The sequence below is a fragment of the Pseudomonas sp. Pf153 genome (assembly GCF_001269775.1).
GTDB classification, from domain to species: domain Bacteria; phylum Pseudomonadota; class Gammaproteobacteria; order Pseudomonadales; family Pseudomonadaceae; genus Aquipseudomonas; species Aquipseudomonas uvaldensis.
Genome location: NZ_LHVL01000030.1, coordinates 143,071 through 161,461, shown reverse-complemented (window position 1 = coordinate 161,461; position 18,391 = coordinate 143,071). Strand labels below are relative to the sequence as shown.

At 60.7% G+C, this 18,391-nt stretch carries 14 protein-coding genes; 10 read left to right on the top strand and 4 right to left on the bottom strand.

The genetic code is table 11. The features are described 5' to 3' along the window. Window positions 1-19 precede the first annotated feature (19 nt). The 4 genes from macA (at window position 20) to mqo (ending at window position 6,512) form a co-directional block, all read left to right on the top strand. A complete protein-coding gene (gene macA / locus AD666_RS22210) occupies window positions 20-1,171 on the top strand; it encodes a macrolide transporter subunit MacA (RefSeq protein ID WP_053156853.1) in 1,152 nt (383 codons plus the stop codon). Window positions 1,172-1,173: 2 nt separating this feature from the next. Further along, on the top strand, window positions 1,174-3,135 hold the full coding sequence (locus AD666_RS22205; protein ID WP_053156850.1) for a MacB family efflux pump subunit: 1,962 nt from the start codon (window positions 1,174-1,176) through the stop codon (window positions 3,133-3,135). A gap of 140 nt (window positions 3,136-3,275) precedes the next feature. After that, complete coding sequence (locus tag AD666_RS22200) at window positions 3,276-4,481, top strand: DUF1624 domain-containing protein (RefSeq protein ID WP_053156848.1); 1,206 nt, start codon at window positions 3,276-3,278, stop codon at window positions 4,479-4,481. Between the two features lie 387 nt (window positions 4,482-4,868). Further along, the gene (mqo, locus tag AD666_RS22195; protein ID WP_053156846.1) at window positions 4,869-6,512 is read left to right on the top strand and encodes a malate dehydrogenase (quinone); all 1,644 of its coding nucleotides are present in this window, start codon (window positions 4,869-4,871) and stop codon (window positions 6,510-6,512) included. Window positions 6,513-6,758: 246 nt separating this feature from the next. On the opposite strand, the gene AD666_RS26505 is transcribed toward mqo, so the two are convergent. Next, window positions 6,759-6,977 carry a hypothetical protein gene (locus AD666_RS26505; RefSeq protein ID WP_156315976.1) on the bottom strand — a complete coding sequence of 73 codons (219 nt, stop codon included), beginning with the start codon at window positions 6,975-6,977 and terminating at the stop codon, window positions 6,759-6,761. Window positions 6,978-7,253: 276 nt separating this feature from the next. Next, a complete protein-coding gene (locus AD666_RS22190) occupies window positions 7,254-8,105 on the bottom strand; it encodes a CAP domain-containing protein (protein WP_053156844.1) in 852 nt (283 codons plus the stop codon). A gap of 254 nt (window positions 8,106-8,359) precedes the next feature. Between AD666_RS22190 and AD666_RS22185 the strand changes: the two genes are divergently transcribed. Both AD666_RS22185 and AD666_RS22180 read left to right on the top strand, forming a co-directional pair. Further along, the gene (locus AD666_RS22185; protein ID WP_053156840.1) at window positions 8,360-9,586 is read left to right on the top strand and encodes an RtcB family protein; all 1,227 of its coding nucleotides are present in this window, start codon (window positions 8,360-8,362) and stop codon (window positions 9,584-9,586) included. A gap of 11 nt (window positions 9,587-9,597) precedes the next feature. Beyond that, complete coding sequence (locus tag AD666_RS22180) at window positions 9,598-10,227, top strand: hypothetical protein (protein ID WP_053156837.1); 630 nt, start codon at window positions 9,598-9,600, stop codon at window positions 10,225-10,227. 22 nt (window positions 10,228-10,249) lie between these two features. Here AD666_RS22180 and mhpT read toward each other — a convergent pair whose 3' ends face one another. Then, the gene (gene mhpT, locus AD666_RS22175; RefSeq protein ID WP_053156834.1) at window positions 10,250-11,461 is read right to left on the bottom strand and encodes a 3-(3-hydroxy-phenyl)propionate transporter MhpT; all 1,212 of its coding nucleotides are present in this window, start codon (window positions 11,459-11,461) and stop codon (window positions 10,250-10,252) included. A gap of 308 nt (window positions 11,462-11,769) precedes the next feature. On the opposite strand from mhpT, the gene AD666_RS22170 reads away from it, so the two are divergent. Then, window positions 11,770-13,077: an OprD family porin gene (locus AD666_RS22170; RefSeq protein ID WP_053156832.1), complete on the top strand. Its 1,308-nt coding sequence runs from the start codon at window positions 11,770-11,772 to the stop codon at window positions 13,075-13,077. 59 nt (window positions 13,078-13,136) lie between these two features. On the opposite strand, the gene AD666_RS22165 is transcribed toward AD666_RS22170, so the two are convergent. Further along, a complete protein-coding gene (locus tag AD666_RS22165) occupies window positions 13,137-13,625 on the bottom strand; it encodes a MarR family winged helix-turn-helix transcriptional regulator (protein ID WP_053156829.1) in 489 nt (162 codons plus the stop codon). Between the two features lie 212 nt (window positions 13,626-13,837). Here AD666_RS22165 and AD666_RS22160 point away from each other — a divergent pair, with 212 nt between their 5' ends. The 3 genes from AD666_RS22160 (at window position 13,838) to AD666_RS22150 (ending at window position 18,190) form a co-directional block, all read left to right on the top strand. Continuing rightward, complete coding sequence (locus AD666_RS22160) at window positions 13,838-14,668, top strand: p-hydroxycinnamoyl CoA hydratase/lyase (protein WP_053156827.1); 831 nt, start codon at window positions 13,838-13,840, stop codon at window positions 14,666-14,668. Between the two features lie 84 nt (window positions 14,669-14,752). After that, window positions 14,753-16,201: an aldehyde dehydrogenase gene (locus AD666_RS22155; RefSeq protein ID WP_053156824.1), complete on the top strand. Its 1,449-nt coding sequence runs from the start codon at window positions 14,753-14,755 to the stop codon at window positions 16,199-16,201. Between the two features lie 111 nt (window positions 16,202-16,312). Further along, a complete protein-coding gene (locus AD666_RS22150) occupies window positions 16,313-18,190 on the top strand; it encodes a feruloyl-CoA synthase (RefSeq protein ID WP_053158808.1) in 1,878 nt (625 codons plus the stop codon). The last annotated feature ends 201 nt before the right edge of the window (window positions 18,191-18,391 follow it).

Below are 18,391 nucleotides of genomic sequence, written 5' to 3'. Positions count from 1 at the left end.
CACGCACATAGAGTCATTTATGGAAAAGTCGAAGTTTCGAAAAATCGCTATCGTGCTTGTCCTGGTCGTGGTGACCGGCCTGGTTTTCTACAGCGCTCAGTCGCCGGGGAAACCGCCGGAGTACCTGACCGCCACGGTCGAGCGCACGGACATCGAGAATGCGGTGCTGGCCACCGGGACGCTGCAGGGCGTCAAGCAGGTGGATGTCGGTGCCCAGGTGTCGGGCCAGTTGAAGTCACTCAAGGTCAAACTGGGTGACAAGGTCAAGAAAGGCCAGTGGCTGGCGGAAATCGACCCGCTGATTGCGCAGAATGCGCTTCGCCAGGCCCAGGTCAATGAAGAGAACCTGATGGCGCGCCGGCAAGCCACCGCGGCCCAGCTCAAGGACGCCAAAGCCACTTACGAGCGCTATAAGGTGCTGCAACCGGACGACGCGATTTCCAAGCAGGAGTACGAGACCGCCGAGTCCAACTACCGGGTGGAAGCCGCCAACCTGCTGTCCCTCGATGCCCAGATAAAGGAGGCCCGGATCCAGGTGGAAACGGCACGGGTCAACCTGGCCTATACCCATATCGTGGCACCCATCGACGGTTATGTCGTAGGCATCGTGACCCAGGAAGGCCAGACCGTGATTGCCGAGCAACTGGCGCCGGTGCTGCTCAAGCTGGCCGACCTGGACACCATGACCGTCAAGGCCCAGGTCTCCGAAGCCGATGTGATCCATATCGTGCCCGGGCAGGAGGTGTACTTCACCATCCTCGGTGAAGCGGAGAAACGCTACTACGCCACCCTGCGAGGCACCGAGCCGGCGCCGCAGAATTTCCTCGAAACCCAGACCGCCGGCACGCCCAAGCAGAACACCGCGGTGTTCTACAACAGCCTGTTCGACGTACCGAACCCTGACCATCGCTTGCGCATCTCGATGACCGCCCAGGTCCGTATCGTCCTGGACAAGGCCAAATCGGTGCTGACGGTTCCGGTTGCGGCCCTGGGCGCGAAGAACCAGGACGGCAGCTACGTAGTTCGGGTGCTGGACGCCGAAGGCAAGGCGCAGCCACGTAACGTGCGAACCGGTATCAACAACAATGTCCGGGCCGAAATCAAGGACGGCCTGGCCGAGGGCGACAAAGTCGTCATTGGCGAGCCGGCCCCGGCCGTGGCGGGGGCCTGACCATGACGCGACCACTGTTGGAACTCAAGGGGATCACCCGCAGCTTTCTCGCAGGAGAAAAGGCGTTCATAGCGCTCAAGGACATCAACCTGACGATCAACGCCGGAGAAATCGTGGCGATCACCGGGGCCTCCGGTTCCGGTAAATCCACCCTGATGAATGTGCTCGGCTGCCTCGATCATCCGAGTTCCGGCAGTTACAAGGTGGATGGACGCGAGACCGGTTCGATGGATGACCATGAGCTGGCGGTCCTGCGCCGCGATCACTTCGGGTTCATCTTCCAGCGTTATCACCTGCTGCCTCACCTCAGTGCCTTGCACAATGTCGAGATGCCGGCCATCTACGCGGGCGCCGCCGAGTCGCAACGCCACAGTCGGGCCGGGGAACTGCTGGGCCGCCTGGGACTGGAGGGACACTTGGCCAATCGACCGAGCCAGCTTTCCGGCGGGCAGCAGCAGCGGGTGAGTATTGCCCGGGCGCTGATGAATGGCGGCGAGATCATCCTGGCCGACGAGCCCACCGGTGCACTGGATACCGCCAGCGGCCGGGAAGTGATGAAAATCCTGTTGGAGCTCAACGCGGCGGGGCACACGGTCATCATCGTAACCCACGACGAAAAGGTGGCCGCCCATGCCCAGCGCATCATCGAGATCCGCGACGGCGAGATCGTCAGCGACCGACCCAACCCCCAGCGTCCGCTGGAAGAACTGGCGCAACCGCAGGCACGTCCGGCCAGGGTCAAGCCGACGAACCGCCTGCTTGCCAGCTTCGGGCTGTTCAGCGAGGCGTTCAACATGGCTTGGGTGGCGCTGGTGTCTCATCGGATGCGCACCTTGTTGACCATGCTGGGGATCATCATCGGCATCACTTCGGTGGTTTCGATCGTGGCCATTGGTGAAGGAGTCAAGCAGTACGTCCTGAAGGACATCGAGGCGATCGGCAGCAATACGATCGAGATCATGCCCGGCGCCGACTGGGGAGACAGTCGTTCGACCGCTATCGAAACCCTGGTGCTGTCCGATGTCACGGCCCTGAGCGACCAGTACTACATCGACAGCGCGACCCCCAACCTGGGGCGCAACCTGTTGTTGCGCTATGAAAACATCGACGTCAATGCCACGGTCAATGGTGTGAGTTCGAGCTATTTCCAGGTGCGTGGAATCAAGATCGGCTCGGGGGTAAAGTTCAGCGAAGACGATGCCCGGCGCCAGTCGCAAGTGGTAGTGATCGACCATAACACCCGGCAGCGGCTGTTTGGCCCGAACACGGATCCGCTGGGCAAAGTGATCCTCATCGACAATCTGCCTTGCACGGTCATCGGTGTGACCGAAGATCGCAAGAGTGTCTTCAACACGAACAAGAATCTGAATGTCTGGATGCCCTATGAAACCGCGGCCGGTCGATTGTTGGGCCAGCGTTTCCTGGACAGCATTACCGTACGAATCAAGGACGGGCAGCCGAGCAAGGCCGTGGAAGATAACGTCGTCAAGCTCCTTGAACAGCGCCATGGCATCAAGGATTTCTTCACCTACAACCTCGACAGTGTGTTGCAGACGGTGCAGAAGACCAGCCAGTCCCTGGCATTGCTGCTCTCGCTGATCGCCGTCATTTCGCTGGTGGTGGGCGGTATCGGGGTGATGAACATCATGCTGGTCTCGGTGACCGAACGCACCCGTGAGATCGGCATCCGCATGGCCGTCGGGGCCCGTCAGTCCGATATACGCCAGCAGTTCCTGGTGGAGGCGGTGATGGTGTGCCTGCTGGGAGGGACGATCGGCATCGCCTTGTCGTTCGGCATCGGCTATGTGTTTTCGATTTTCGTCAAGGAATGGCAAATGGTGTTTTCGATGGGGTCGATCATCACTGCGGTCGTCTGTTCGACGGTCATCGGCATCGTGTTCGGCTTCGTGCCTGCGCGCAATGCGGCGCGCCTTGACCCGATCAATGCCCTGGCGCGGGATTGACAACGATCGGCGGGACACAGTTCAAGTGCAGGGGGAGTCTGCTCGCGACAGGTATTTCGTGTTATGTTATCCGCTTTCGTTTGGCAGGCATTCTCATTCCTGCCTTGCGCGGACCAACGACTTTCACCCCGAGTACTGCCATGAGCCTACCTTCAAGCGTGACGAGCCCGTCCGGCGTCCGTGCGCCTGCGCTTGCAACCCCCGCTGTAACGACCAATGCCCGCATGCTCGCCATCGACGCCCTGCGCGGTTTCGTCATGCTGCTGATGCTGGTGGATCACGTCCGCGAGACCTTCTTGCTGCACCGTCAGGTCACGGACCCCATCGATGCGCTGAGCGTTTCGCCGGACCTGTATTTCACGCGTCTGCTCAGCACGCTTTGCGCCCCCGTGTTCATTTTTCTGACCGGTTTGTCGGCCTGGCTCTACAGCCAGAAGCACACCGCCGGCGAGACCTCGCTGTTTCTGCTCAAACGTGGCCTGTTCCTGGTGTTCCTGGAAGTCACCTTCGTGTGTTTCGCCTGGAACGCCGAATTCCCGCCCAAGACACTGTGGTTGCAGGTGATCTGGTGCATTGGCATCTGCATGATCGTCCTGGCCGCCTTGCTGCATCTCAAGCGCAGCTGGTTGATCGTCCTCGGCGTGGCCATCGTCGCCGGCCACAACCTCCTCGATGGCGTGGTGCTGAGCCCGGATTCACCGTTCTTCGTCCCCTGGTCGATTCTTCACCAGCGCGCATTCATCGACATCACCGAGTTCACCCGGGCGCGTACCACGTATCCGGTATTGCCGTGGATCGGCGTAATCCTGCTGGGCTGGGCCATCGGGCCATGGTTCGGCAAAGAGGCGGCGCCGGCCGTGCGTTTGCGTCGCTTGCTACAGGTTGGCCTCGGACTGTTGCTGGCCTTCGTCTGCATCCGCTACCTGAACGTCTATGGCGACAAGCCCTGGGTCCAGACCGGCGATGCGCTGCGCACCGTCATGAGCTTCATGAGCGCGACGAAATATCCGCCCTCGCTGATGTTCCTGCTGCCGACCCTGGGCGTGGGCCTGATTCTGCTGGCGCTTTTCGAGAAAGCCCAGCAACGGGGCGTCATTGCGCTGTTGGCGATTTATGGCGGCGCGCCGATGTTTTTCTATCTGCTGCACCTTTACGTGCTCAAGGCGCTGTACCTGATGGCGGTCGCGATCTGGGGTACCAACCAGGGCGCCTACTACGGCTTCGACCATCTGCCGATGGTATGGCTGTGGAGCGTGCTGCTGGGTGTCGTGCTGTTTTTCCCGACGCGCTGGTTCGCAGAGCTCAAACAACGACGTCGTGATATCACGGTTCTGAAATACTTCTGAATGGCAAGATTCCCGTGGCTCCCGCGTCGAGGGGAGCCCATCGGGGCCATCAAATTGCCTCAATTTACCCAGTGCTTTTGTCAGGAATATGAAAAAGAGGCTTCGGTCTGCTTGTTTCATTATGTAAACTCCCCCCGCTGCGACAATCGGGCACGGCCAGGCCAGACCCGATCAAGACCGTTTTGCAGTGTCCCTCACCCAGCTGAAGCCAAGACCTACAAGAAGTCAGTGCCGGAGAGACATAAACCGAGGCCGCTGTAGCGCGGCCCTGTAGGTCCATCCTCCAGTCCATTCGAACCAGACACGCTGGCGTTGCCGGCCATGGGCGTGGTCTATCATTGAACAGGACCGGGGGGCGGAATGGCGTTCCATCCTAGGGATACACACATGTTGAAGAAAACACACACGGCGCTGCTGGGCCTGGCGATGGCGATGGGTCTTGCGACCACGCACGCCGCCGAGCCAAAAAAAGTAGATGTCCTGCTCATTGGTGGGGGCATCATGAGCTCGACACTCGGCGTTTGGCTCAATGAGCTGGAGCCGGGCTGGACCATGGAAATGGTCGAGCGCCTGGACGGTGTTGCGGAAGAAAGCTCCAACGGCTGGAACAACGCCGGTACGGGTCACTCCGCGCTTGCCGAGCTGAACTACACGCCGGAAGACAAGAACGGCAAGGTCGACATCTCCAAGGCCATCGAAATCAACGAAGCCTTCCAGATCTCCCGTCAGTTCTGGTCCTGGCAGGTCAAGCAGGGTGTGCTGAAGAACCCGCGCTCGTTCATCAATTCCACACCGCACATGAGCTTCCTGTGGGGCGACGAGAATATCGCCTTCCTGAAGAAACGCTATGAAGCGCTCCAGGCCAGCCCTTTGTTCGCCGGCATGCAATACTCCGAAGACCCTGCGCAGATCAGCAAGTGGGTTCCACTGATGATGCAAGGGCGCGATCCGAGCCAGAAGGTGGCAGCCACCTGGAGTCCCCTGGGTACCGACGTGAACTTCGGCGAAATCACCCGTCAGTTCGCCGCTTACCTGCAAACCAAGCCGAACTTCTCGCTGAAACTGTCCAGCGAAGTGGAAGAGATCACCCGCAACGAAGACGGTACCTGGCGCGTTTCGTACAAGAACCTGAAAGACGGCACCGAAACCGAGACCGACGCCAAGTTCGTCTTCATCGGCGCTGGCGGCGGTGCCCTGCACCTGCTGCAGAAGTCCGACATTCCGGAAGCCCGTGAATACGCAGGTTTCCCAGTGGGCGGTTCGTTCCTGGTGACCGAAAACCCCACTGTCGCCCAGCTGCACCTGGCCAAGGCCTATGGTAAGGCTTCGGTTGGCGCGCCGCCGATGTCGGTTCCGCACCTCGATACCCGCGTGCTCGATGGCAAGCGTGTCATCCTGTTTGGCCCGTTCGCGACGTTCTCCACCAAGTTTCTCAAGAACGGCTCGTACTTCGACCTGCTGACCAGCACCACCACCCACAACGTGTGGCCGATGACCAAGGTCGGTATCGAACAGTACCCGCTGGTCGAGTACCTGGCCGGTCAACTGATGCTGTCGGACGAAGACCGTTTCAACGCCCTGAAGGAATACTTCCCCGAGGCCAAGCAGGAAGACTGGCGCCTGTGGCAAGCCGGCCAGCGTGTGCAGATCATCAAGCGTGACGAAGAGAAGGGCGGTGTCCTGAAACTCGGCACCGAAGTGGTCGCTTCCCAGGATGGCAGTATCGCCGGCCTGCTGGGTGCCTCGCCAGGCGCCTCGACTGCCGCGCCGATCATGCTGACCGTGCTCGAAAAGGTCTTCAAGGACAAGGTCGCCACCCCGGCCTGGCAGGAAAAACTGCGTCAGATCGTGCCGAGCTACGGCACCAAGCTCAACGACAGCCCCGAGCGTGTGGCGCAGGAATGGGCTTACACCAGCGAAGTCCTGCAACTGGACCCGCCGCCGGCCATCGGCAAGCCAGGCGCTGCCGTGGTTCCGGCCAAGCCCGCTGCTGCCCGCGAAAGCAACCCAGCGGCCGATATGGCGCTGTAAACCTCGCTCTGTGAGGTAAAGTAACAGCGCTCTATGTGCAATGCTGTTCATTTCAGGATTCATCAATCCTGAAGTTCCAAAAATCCGGAGTCCATAAGGATTCCGGATTTTTACTGCTCAGTATTGAGTCAATGTTCTGAGCTATTTCAGAAGTTGGTTTTATGCTTTTCTCCGTAATGTTCCATCGATGCGATATATGTGAAATCAAAACGACCCATGCCCGATCCTCATTGAGGATGCTTTTTGTCACGCTCTTTCAACTACCTTTACAATTTGTGGCATCTCACCCTCTGCTACAAATTTAAGTAGGGTTAACGTAACCTTTACTTCCACTCCGTGGCTTTCCATATATTTATCTTTTACGGCCTGTACCGCCTCTTCTATAGAGTTTGCGGTAATGTGTCCATGGCCAGAGTTATGTGTGCCGCCCACTGCATGGGCTGTATAGCCATATTCCGTGCTCATTTTATTTTCCTCGGTTTGCGAGTTGACGCAGGAAAATAATGATTGAGCTAAAGCGCTGTTCCTACTGTCAAGATTTACAGTTCTTGATATCTAATCGGAATATTATTTTTGAAGTATAAATATATATAGGAGCCAGCAGAACTGTGGCGCTTGGGTCGGTCGTGCTCTCCGATGGGTGTAGCCTTCTGTCCCCGGTGATTATTCGCATCTCCGCCTGTGACGTCCGGGCCGCAACGCGGCCCGACAAATCGATTCCTCTCGCTACAAATTTTTCGCCTACTGGGTACCAAACATCGCCGTCCAGTAAATCCCCGCATCACTTTTCGGGTCCATGGCATAACCGGCGCCCAGCTCGCGGTACTGCGGGTTCATCAGGTTGGCGCAGTGCCCTGGGCTTGCCAGCCAGCCGTCCACCACCTTGAGGGCGGTGTCCTGGCCGGCGGCGATGTTTTCGCCGATCAGTTGGCCAAGGTAGCCAGCCAGTTCGGCTCGGTCCCCGGGCGTGCGACCGTCGCGGTCCTTGTGGTCGAAGAAGTTGTTGTTGGCCATGGCGCGGGCATGGGTCACGCCAGCGAGGGCCAGGGTGGCGTTCCACGACAGCGGTGTCGTGGCCGCGAAGGCTTCGGTGCCGCAGCGGCGCGGTTGTGCGCGGGCGCTGTTGATCAACTTCAGCAGTTTCTGGCCCTCGGCCTGCCAATCACCTAAACGCGCCGACAACAGCGGGCGCGCCAGCACGATGCGCCATTCGCGGTCCATGCGACTGACCCCGATGTCGACGAACTGCGGGTCGAGCACTACCTGACAGAAACTCTCCTGCACGGCTTTCATCGCCGCTTGGGCATCCCGCGGCCCCGACAGGCTGATGGCCTGCACATTGACCATCGGATAGGCTGCCCGCGCCAGTGCTTGCTGCAGGTCGCCGATGCCGTTGGCCGACAGGATCAACCGCGAATCCATGGCCAAGGGTGGCAGCTCCAGCGAGGCCTGGCCGGCGCAGCTCTGGGACTGGCTGCGGTAGAGATTGATGGACTCGACCAGTTGCGTCTCTTCGGTGGCGGTGGCCCCGACGGCGAATGCCAGGCCGAGCGACAGCACGACCAGACGCATGGCGGATGGAATGGCACGCATGTAAATCTCCCTTGAGCGGACGGCGCCTATGATGCGCAATTTCTGCCCTCTTGGGGCAACGGTTTCACGCTCTATTGAAATCCCTGGAGTGACGCCGTCTGGCACCGCTCGGGACACTCCTCAAATCATGGGATCAATTTTGCGCCGAATAAGTCCGTTACCGTGGCTGCAATTTCATCTGGACAACAATTGCCCTGAATCTGCCTTCATGACCCGTGTCAAACTCGTGGAAGGCCAACGACAGAATCCGAATCATGCAAAAGAGCACCTACGAACTGCTGGAAGTCGCCAACGGCAAGCCCGTCAAGCTCTGGACCCAGGGGGTGCCAGTGGAAGCCGAAGCCCGCCAGCAACTCATGAACACAGCGAAGATGCCATTCATCTTCAAACACTTGGCGGTAATGCCCGATGTGCATCTGGGTAAAGGCTCGACCATTGGCAGTGTGATCCCCACCGTGGGCGCAATCATCCCCGCTGCCGTCGGGGTGGATATCGGCTGCGGCATGATCGCCGCCAGAACCTCGCTTACGGCTGCCGATCTCCCGGATAACCTCCACGGTTTGCGCAGCGCCATTGAAAAAGCCGTGCCCCATGGGCGTACCGTCAGTCAGGGTGGGCGGGACAAAGGTGCATGGAACAGCGTTCCACAACAGACCGACAGAGCGTGGGCCGCGCTGGCCGAGCGGTTCAAGGCGATCACCGACAAGTACCCGAAGCTGACCAAGACCAATCATCGTCAGCACCTTGGCACCCTGGGTTCCGGTAACCATTTCATCGAGGTCTGCCTGGATGAGGCCAACCGGGTCTGGTTCATGTTGCACAGCGGCTCGCGCGGCGTGGGTAATGCCATTGGCAACTTGTTCATTCAATTGGCCCAAGCCGATATGCGCCAGCACCTTGCCAATCTGCCGGACCGCGACCTGGCGTATTTCGAAGAGGGAAGCCGACATTTCGACGATTATGTCCAGGCGGTGGGGTGGGCCCAGGATTTCGCCCGTCAGAATCGCGCACTGATGATGGACGCGGTGATACACGCCACCCGCCAGGTCATCCGCAAGCCGTTCGACGTGGCGCTGGAAGCCGTCAATTGCCATCACAATTATGTGCAGAAGGAACGGCATTTCGGGCGCGACGTCCTGGTGACCCGCAAGGGCGCGGTGTCGGCGCACAAAGGCGAGCTGGGGATCATTCCCGGCTCGATGGGCGCCAAGAGTTTTATCGTTCGGGGCCTGGGCAACGAGGAGTCGTTCTGCTCCTGCAGCCATGGTGCAGGGCGGGTCATGAGTCGTACCCAGGCGAAAAAACGCTTCACCGTTGAAGATCAGGTTCGCGCCACCGCTCATGTAGAGTGCCGCAAGGACGAGGCCGTGATCGACGAGATACCCATGGCCTACAAGGATATCGACCAGGTCATGCATGCCCAGCGTGAGCTGGTCGAGGTGCTGCACACGTTGCGCCAGGTGGTCTGTGTCAAAGGTTAGCGGAGCCCGACATGTTGAACGTGGTTGAAAGACATGCCAGCGCAGTCTTGCGCCAGCGGATGGAGAAGGCCGGCTGCGCCTTCGATTTTCTCGTGCTCGCCCCCGAGGCCGGCGAGGCGATCACCCCGGTGCTTCATCGCCGGGCGGTGGATCAGTTGTTCCAGTCCATCAGGAGCCTGTGGCTGGAGCGGCATCGCGAGTTGGTGCGCGATCCCCGTTTTGCCGGCGCCGCGCCCCCCAATATGAGCTGGGATCTGGACAAGGCCATGCCCAGGCCTCTGGATTCGCAAGAAGTCGCCCAACTTCTGCACGCCGACAAGGACGATCACAATCGGCCACCTTTCGCCCTGTACCAGGCCTTTTGCGAGCCGCCTTACGGCACCCGTTTCGTCGATGACAGCCCACAAGCGCTGTTCAAGGACTGGCTCGATCTGCTCGGGCTCGAAGCCGGCGTCGAGGTGCAGACCTGGGTCGATAACTTCAACGTCGACTGGCTGGCCAGCGACGAACCCGATCCGGCGCGTGATCCATGGAGCAATTACTTCGAGGACGGGCTGGAGTGGTGGGGCGTGTGGTGCCTCAGCATCTGGAATGCCCGTCGCCGCGTGTTGAGCGTGCTGGCGGCCAGCACCACGGATTGAATCAGGAAAGGCCTGGCATCCGTCAGCGCACCGCATGCACCTCACCCGCCGGCACGGCGCGAGTCATCACGCTGATGGCCGCCAGGGCGGCGATCACCAATCCTGGCGACGTCGCCAACAGCACACCCGTCGTGCCTGCCCCGGCCGCCAGGATCTGCCCGGCGGCCAAGGGACCTGCCACCGAACCCAGGCGTCCAATGGCAACCGCCGCACCGACGCCAGTCGCCCGCACGGCAGTGGGATAGGAGGGGGGCGCCAAGGCATAGAGCACTAGCTGCGCGGCCATGACGAACAGTCCGGCAGCGAAACCGGCCATGCTCATCGGCACGATACCGACCGAAAAACCCACTCCCGCCAGGGCGCTCAACAAACCGGCGTAGACGAACAGTACCACCTTGATGCCATTGCAACGGTCCAGCAACAGGCCTCCGATCAGCGAACCGAGGGCTCCACCCATATTGAACAGCATTTGTACCAGGCCAGCCTGGGGCTTGCTGAAGCCTTGTTCCACCAGCAACGTCGGCAGCCAGTTGAGTAGCATGTACATCACCGTCAGGGTGAAGAAGTAACTCATCCAGAGGGCAAGGGTGGTCCGGCTGCGGCCCTCGCCGAACAGCGCCTTGCCAGTAGAACCACGGGCTTCTGAGTCAGTCGCTCGCGCCTGGCGAAAAGCGCTGGACTCCGGCAGCCACAACAGCATCAACGGCACCGCCAGCAACGGCGCCAGGCCGCCAATGAAAAACGTCATCTGCCAGTGTTCGCCCGACAGCATGGCGACCAACGCCGCCAACGCTCCCCCTAGCGGAACCCCCGCGTACATCACGCTGATCGCCGTGCCACGTCGTTGTTCGCCCACGGCCTCGGCGCACAGAGCAATGAGGTTGGGCAGGGCGGCGCCAAGGCCCAGGCCGGTCATGAAGCGCACCAGTAGCAGGCTGGAAACGTCTTCTACGTGAGCGGTGCCGAGGGAAAAGATTCCGAACAGCAATACAGCACTGATCAGGATTTTCTTGCGACCGATGCGATCAGCGATCCAGCCGCCGAAGAAAGCGCCCGGTAGCAGACCGATAATGCCGGCACTGAATACCCAGCCCATCATCTTCGGGTCCAGGGCAAAGGTCTGTCGCAGACCGGCGGCAGCGGTGCCGGCCGATTGCAGGTCGAAACCCTCGATCAATGCGACGATAAAACACAAGGCAATGGTCAGCGTTGCGCGACGCGCCGAATGGTTCATGACAAGTCCTCTTATTGTTTTTGTCGGGCCGCCGGTTATCGATCCGGCTTGCAGCGGAATTTAGATTAACAAAGATAACTAAAGATCGATGAATTTTTATCGACGTCTTGTCGCTGAGAATTAATTGTTGAAAATCAATCGCTTAATTTTGGAAACCAATAAGTCGGTAAAATAAGTTAATTATATTAATGTTCGATTATCGGTCATTTCTGGTTGACGGGAACCGCGACGGATTTCCATTCTTGCGTCGGTATCCCTGCCCGCCGGTAGGGTTTCGATCAAAAAAACAACAATAACGGACTTCGAACATGGCCAATCTTTCCCGGGGCGCTTGTGCATCGGCCCCAGTCACTCGCCTCGCTCCATTGCTGGCCAGCCTCGGGCTGAGCCTGTATTCGGTCACGGCCTCGGCTCAAGGATTTCTCGACGACAGCCACGGCACTCTGACGCTGCGTAATTACTACATGGACCGCGACTACAAGGACAATGGCGCCAAGACAGCCGCCCGGGAGTGGGCTCAGGGTGTGATCATGAACGTGGAGTCGGGTTATACGACCGGCACTGTCGGTTTCGGCCTGGATGCCCGCGGGTTGATGGGGATCAAGCTTGATTCTTCGCCGGATCGCAGCGGCACCGAACTGCTGCCGGTGTCCAGCCGCGAAAGGCGTGCTCCGGATGAGTATTCGCGCCTGGCCCTGACGGGCAAGCTGCGCGTCGGCCAGACCACCGTGAAAACAGGCGACGTGTCTATCTTCCTGCCGTTTGCGTTCGCCAGTCCCTCACGACTGCTGCCACAGACCTTCCGCGGCACCACGCTCAGCTCAAAGGATTTCGACGGATTGACGTTCAATACCGGGTACATCGATCGCATCAACCGGCGCGATTCCACCGACTATCAACCGATGAGCATTGCGTCCCCCAACCGGCGTTTCAACGGTGCGGCCACTTCGTCCCACCTGGTTTATGCCGGCGGCGATTACCAGGTCGACAAGGCACTCAGCCTGCGGGCCTATCATGCCGAAGTGAAGGACTTGTACCGGCAGGACACCCTGGCGTTGTTGCATGACCTGCCGCTTGGAAGCGGGGTGCTGACCACTGATCTGCGCAGCTTTTTCAGTGCTGAAGACGGTGCTGCCAAGGCTGGAAAGGTGGACAACCGCAACGTCTCGGCCTTGTTCGGCTACCGCTGGGGCGGACATCGCGTCAGCCTTGGCTACATGCATGCCAGTGGCGACACCGCCACGCCTTATGTGTCCGGCACCGAGCTGATGGGCTTGAGCGAAATGACCATGAGCTCGGATTTTCTCAATGCACGGGAACGTACCTGGCAGGCGATTCATGACTACGACTTCGCCGCGGTGGGCGTACCGGGCCTGAGAACTCGATTGCGTTATGTGCGTGGCGATCACATCGAACTGGCGGCCTTCGAGGCCGAGGATCGCAAAGAGCGGGAGTTCCAGATGGAGCTGGGGTATGTGATCCAGAGTGGCCCGCTGAAAAACGTCGGGCTGCTGGCGCGTAAGTCGATCTACCGCAACGACTTTCCAGCGGCTGCGGCGTTTCGTGATGAGAACCAGACCCGGTTCCTGGTGACCTACAGCATGCCGATCTGGTAGGGCTCGAGGCGACGGTGGCGAGGAGGTTTATACCCTCGCCACCGTGTGTATCGGGGCGTTTATGACTGATAGACCTTCTTCAGCAAACGCAGCAGTTCCTCCCGCTCCGCGCCCGAAAGGGCGGCCGTGGACTCCAGATCACTCTGGGAGGCGATCTGCTTGAGTTCCTTGAGCAGGGTCTCGCCGGTTTTGCTCAGGAATATCCCATAGGAGCGCTTGTCCGGCTTGCAGCGCACCCGTACGGCCAGTGCCCGGCTTTCCAGTTTGTTCAACAGCGGTACCACCTGTGGCGGTTCGATTGCCAGGGCCTTGGCCAGGTCGGCCTGCATCAGGCCGGGATTCTGGTCGATGATCGCCAGGGCCGAGAACTGGGCGGGTCGCAGGTCGTGGACGGCGAGCCGGCCGATCAGGTTCTGGAACAGTTTCAACTGAGCGCGGCGCAAGGCGTAACCGATCAGGTCGTCCAGTGCGGAGTCCAGCGGCGCCTGCGCGCTGGCGACATCAGCCATGGCCTCGGCGGCTTCGGCAAGTTTTGCAGACTTGGCCATTGAAAAAAGCATCCTCAGGTGAGTGGTTAACAAGGCTATCCAGTTTGCCGGGGTTGTGGGGCGCTGGCTACGGTCGATTGAATATTTGTCTCTCCGACGTGCAACGATTCGGACGTCCTGATTCAGATAAATTGATTAATAGTTAATTGACATAACTAGTTTTGCGGTTTAGCTTCTGCTCATCTTCAGCCCAGAACAAGAGAGCATGCGTCATGAGCAATTACGTAGGTCGCTGGACAACCGTCAAGGTGGACATCGAGGAGGGCATTGCCTGGGTTACCCTCAATCGTCCGGAAAAACGCAACGCCATGAGCCCGACCCTCAACCGTGAAATGGTCGACGTGCTCGAAACCCTCGAACAGGATCCAGCCGCCGGCGTGCTCGTGCTCACCGGCGCGGGGGACTCCTGGACCGCTGGCATGGACCTCAAGGAGTACTTCCGCGAGGTGGATGCCGGGCCGGAAATCCTTCAGGAAAAGATCCGCCGCGACGCTTCGCAATGGCAATGGCGACTGCTGCGCATGTACGCCAAGCCCACCATTGCCATGGTCAATGGCTGGTGCTTCGGCGGCGGCTTCAGTCCACTGGTGGCGTGCGATCTGGCGATCTGCGCCGACGAGGCCACGTTCGGCCTTTCGGAAATCAACTGGGGCATCCCGCCCGGCAACCTCGTCAGCAAGGCCATGGCCGATACCGTCGGCCATCGCCAATCGCTGTACTACATCATGACCGGCAAGACGTTCGACGGGCGCAAGGCGGCCGAGATGGGTCTGGTCAATGAGAGCGTGCCCTTGGCGCAACTGCGCGAAGTCACCGTGGCGCTGGCGCGCAACCTGCTGGAGAAAAATCCGGTGGTGCTGCGGGCGGCCAAGCACGGGTTCAAGCGCTGCCGCGAGCTGACCTGGGAGCAGAACGAAGACTACCTGTACGCCAAGCTCGACCAGTCGCGCCTGCTGGACAAGGAGGGAGGCCGTGAGCAGGGCATGAAGCAGTTCCTGGACGACAAGAGCATCAAGCCGGGGCTGCAAGCCTATAAGCGCTGAGCTGCGAGGGCTGGCGACTGTTCGTCGAGGGCCCTCGACGCTACTGTGAACGTATTCCGATAAAGACAATAAAGAGGAATCATCATGCTGGACGTGCCCCTGTTGATCGGCGGCCAGTCGTGCCCCGCCCGTGACGGTCGGACTTTCGAACGTTGCAACCCGGTGACCGGCGAAGTCGTCTCACGCGTGGCTGCGGCCACCCTGGAAGACGCCGACGCGGCAGTCGCTGCCGCGCAAGCCGCGTTTCCCGCCTGGTCCGCGCTGGCCCCCAATGAACGCCGTACCCGGCTGTTGCGAGCGGCCGAGCAGTTGCAGGCCCGCAGCGATGAATTCGTCGCCGCGGCTGGCGAGACCGGTGCGATGGCCAACTGGTACGGTTTCAATGTGCATCTGGCGGCGAATATGCTGCGTGAAGCCGCGTCCATGACGACCCGGATCAATGGCGAAATCATTCCCTCGGACGTCCCTGGGAGTTTCGCCATGGCCCTGCGGCAGCCCTGTGGCGTGGTGCTGGGCATTGCGCCATGGAACGCTCCGGTGATCCTCGCCACCCGTGCCATTGCCATGCCGCTGGCCTGCGGTAATACCGTGGTGCTCAAGGCTTCGGAAATCAGCCCGGCGGTGCACAGGCTCATCGGTCAGGTGTTGCAGGACGCCGGCCTGGGCGATGGCGTGGTCAATGTGATCTGCAACGCGCCAAAGGACGCTCCAGCGATTGTCGAACGCCTGATTGCCAATCCCGCGGTGCGCCGCGTCAATTTCACCGGCTCGACCCATGTCGGGCGCATTGTCGGTGAGCTGTCGGCCCGTCATCTCAAACCGGCCCTGTTGGAGCTGGGTGGCAAGGCGCCGTTTCTGGTATTGGCCGACGCCGACCTGGACGCTGCGGTGGACGCGGCGGCCTTCGGGGCGTATTTCAACCAGGGGCAGATCTGCATGTCCACCGAGCGGCTGATCGTTGACGCGAGCGTAGCCGATGCGTTTGTCGCCCGGTTGACGGCCAAGATCGCCACGTTACGCGCCGGCGATCCGGCAGCCAGCGATTCGGTGCTGGGGTCGCTGGTGGACGTGAGCGCCGGCCTTCGCATCAAAGGCCTGATCGACGATGCCCTGGACAAAGGTGCGACGCTGCTGGTAGGCGGTCAGTTGGACGGCAGCATCCTGCAGCCGACCTTGCTCGATGGCGTAACTCCGCAGATGCGGCTTTATCACGAAGAGTCCTTCGGCCCCGTGGCGGTGGTGTTGCGCGGTGAGGGGGATGAGGAACTGCTGCGCCTGGCGAATGACTCCGAGTTCGGTTTGTCGGCAGCCATCTTCAGCCGCGACACCGCTCGAGCACTGGCCCTGGCCCAACGGGTCGAGTCGGGCATTTGCCACATCAACGGTCCGACGGTGCACGACGAGGCGCAAATGCCCTTCGGCGGCGTCAAGTCCAGCGGTTACGGCAGTTTTGGCGGCACGGCGTCCATCGAGCATTTCACCCAGTTGCGTTGGGTGACGCTGCAGAACGGACCCCGGCATTACCCGATCTGAAATCCGCCGCATCGCCGGCCATCCATAATAACGACAAGATCGCAGCCAGACGCTGCCGCGCTCCGCTCGTGTGAAATACGACCCGAGCGCGCCTTGGTGGAGGAAATGTACGTGAGTTCCGAGTTCAGATCGTCCTCCCGACCCGGCCCGGGGCGTTATCGCCAGGTGTCGATCGGTCACCCCGCCGTTGAGGTCAGCGAGGAACAGGGCATCCTCCACATGCGATCCCTGGAAACCCTGGCCCCGTTGCCGACGCGTTTGCTCGATCGGCTGGTGCATTGGGCCCAGAGGCGCCCGCAACAGACCTTCATCGCTGCCCGCGTGGCCGGCGGTGATTGGCGCCGGGTCAGTTATGCCCAGATGCTCGACAGTGTCCGGGCGATTGCTCAACGTCTGCTGGGCTACGGCTTGTCCGCCGACAAGCCGCTGGTCCTGCTTTCAGGCAATGACATCGAACACCTGCAGATGGCCCTTGGCGCGATGTACGCCGGGATTCCTTATTGCCCGGTGTCGCCGGCCTATTCATTGTTGTCTCAGGATTTCGCCAAGCTGCGGCATGTCTGCGACCTGCTGCAACCGGGGCTGGTATTCGTCAGCCACGCTGCGCCTTTCGAGCGGGCGATCAACGCGGTGTTGCCGGCGAACATTCCGTTGATCACGGTAAACGGCGAGATACCCGGACGAGCCCGGACAAGCTTCGCCAGCCTGCTGGCGCAACCCGGCGGTGCCGAAGCCGAACAGGCCTTTGCCGCGACCGGCCCCGACAGCATCGCCAAGTTTCTCTTTACCTCGGGCTCCACCAAGTTGCCCAAGGCCGTGATCACCACCCAGCGCATGCTCTGCGCCAACCAGCAAATGTTGTTGCAGACCTTTCCGGTGTTCGGCGAAGCCCCGCCTGTGCTGGTGGACTGGTTGCCGTGGAATCACACGTTCGGCGGCAGTCACAACGTCGGTATCGTGCTGTACAACGGCGGCACCTTTTACCTGGACGACGGCAAACCCACCGCCCAGGGGTTCGCCGAGACCCTGCGCAATCTCAAGGAAATCTCCCCCACGGCTTACTTGACCGTGCCCAAAGGCTGGGAGGAGTTGGTCAGCGCCCTGGAGCAGGACGGCGAACTGCGCGAACGCTTTTTCGCGCGCATCAGTCTGTTCTTCTTCGCGGCGGCAGGGTTGTCCCAGAGCACCTGGGACCGGCTCGACAAAGTGGCCGAGCAGCACTGTGGCGAACGGATCCGCATGATGGCGGGGCTGGGCATGACCGAGGCGTCACCGTCCTGCACCTTCACCACCGGGCCGCTGTCCATGGCCGGCTACATCGGCCTGCCGGCGCCGGGTTGCGAGGTGCGCCTGGTGCCGGTGGACGGCAAGTTCGAGGGGCGCTTTCGCGGGCCGCACATCATGCCCGGCTATTGGCGCTCGCCACAGCAGACCGCCGAGGTATTCGACGCGGACGGCTTCTACTGTTCGGGCGATGCAATCAAGCTGGCCGATCCCGGCAATCCACAGTTGGGGCTGATGTTTGACGGGCGAATCGCCGAGGACTTCAAACTGTCTTCCGGGGTCTTCGTCAGCGTGGGACCGTTGCGCAATCGGGCAGTGCTGGAAGGCACTCCGTACGTGCTGGATCTGGTGGTGACCGCGCCGGATCGCGAGTGCCTGGGGGCGTTGGTGTTCCCGAGATTGCCCGAATGTAGACGTCTGTCGGGTCTGCCGCCGGACGCCAGCGACGCCCAGGTGCTCGCCAGCGAGCCGGTGCGCCAGTGGTTCGCCGATTGGCTGCAACGCCTGAACCGCGAAGCCAGCGGCAATGCCAGTCGTGTGGAGTGGATAGCACTGCTCGACGAACCGCCGTCCATCGACCGGGGGGAAATCACCGACAAGGGCTCGCTCAACCAGCGTGCGGTGTTGCAGTGGCGAGCGGCGAAAGTCGAGGCGCTGTATCGCGGAGAAGATGCCTCGATCCTCAGGGCAGGGCACAGCGGCTGAACATCAGGGGCTGACGCAGTAGGAGCAAGGCTTGCCCGCGATGGCGGTGGGTCAGCCATATTGATGTTGGCTGATGTTCTGCTATCGCGAGCCTGCTCGCGATAGTGGCCTGCCGGACAAATCGATCTAGCTGACCCACCGCCATCGCGGGCAAGCCTTGCTCCCACAACAACTATTCCCTCCACCTGTATTGCACCCCCG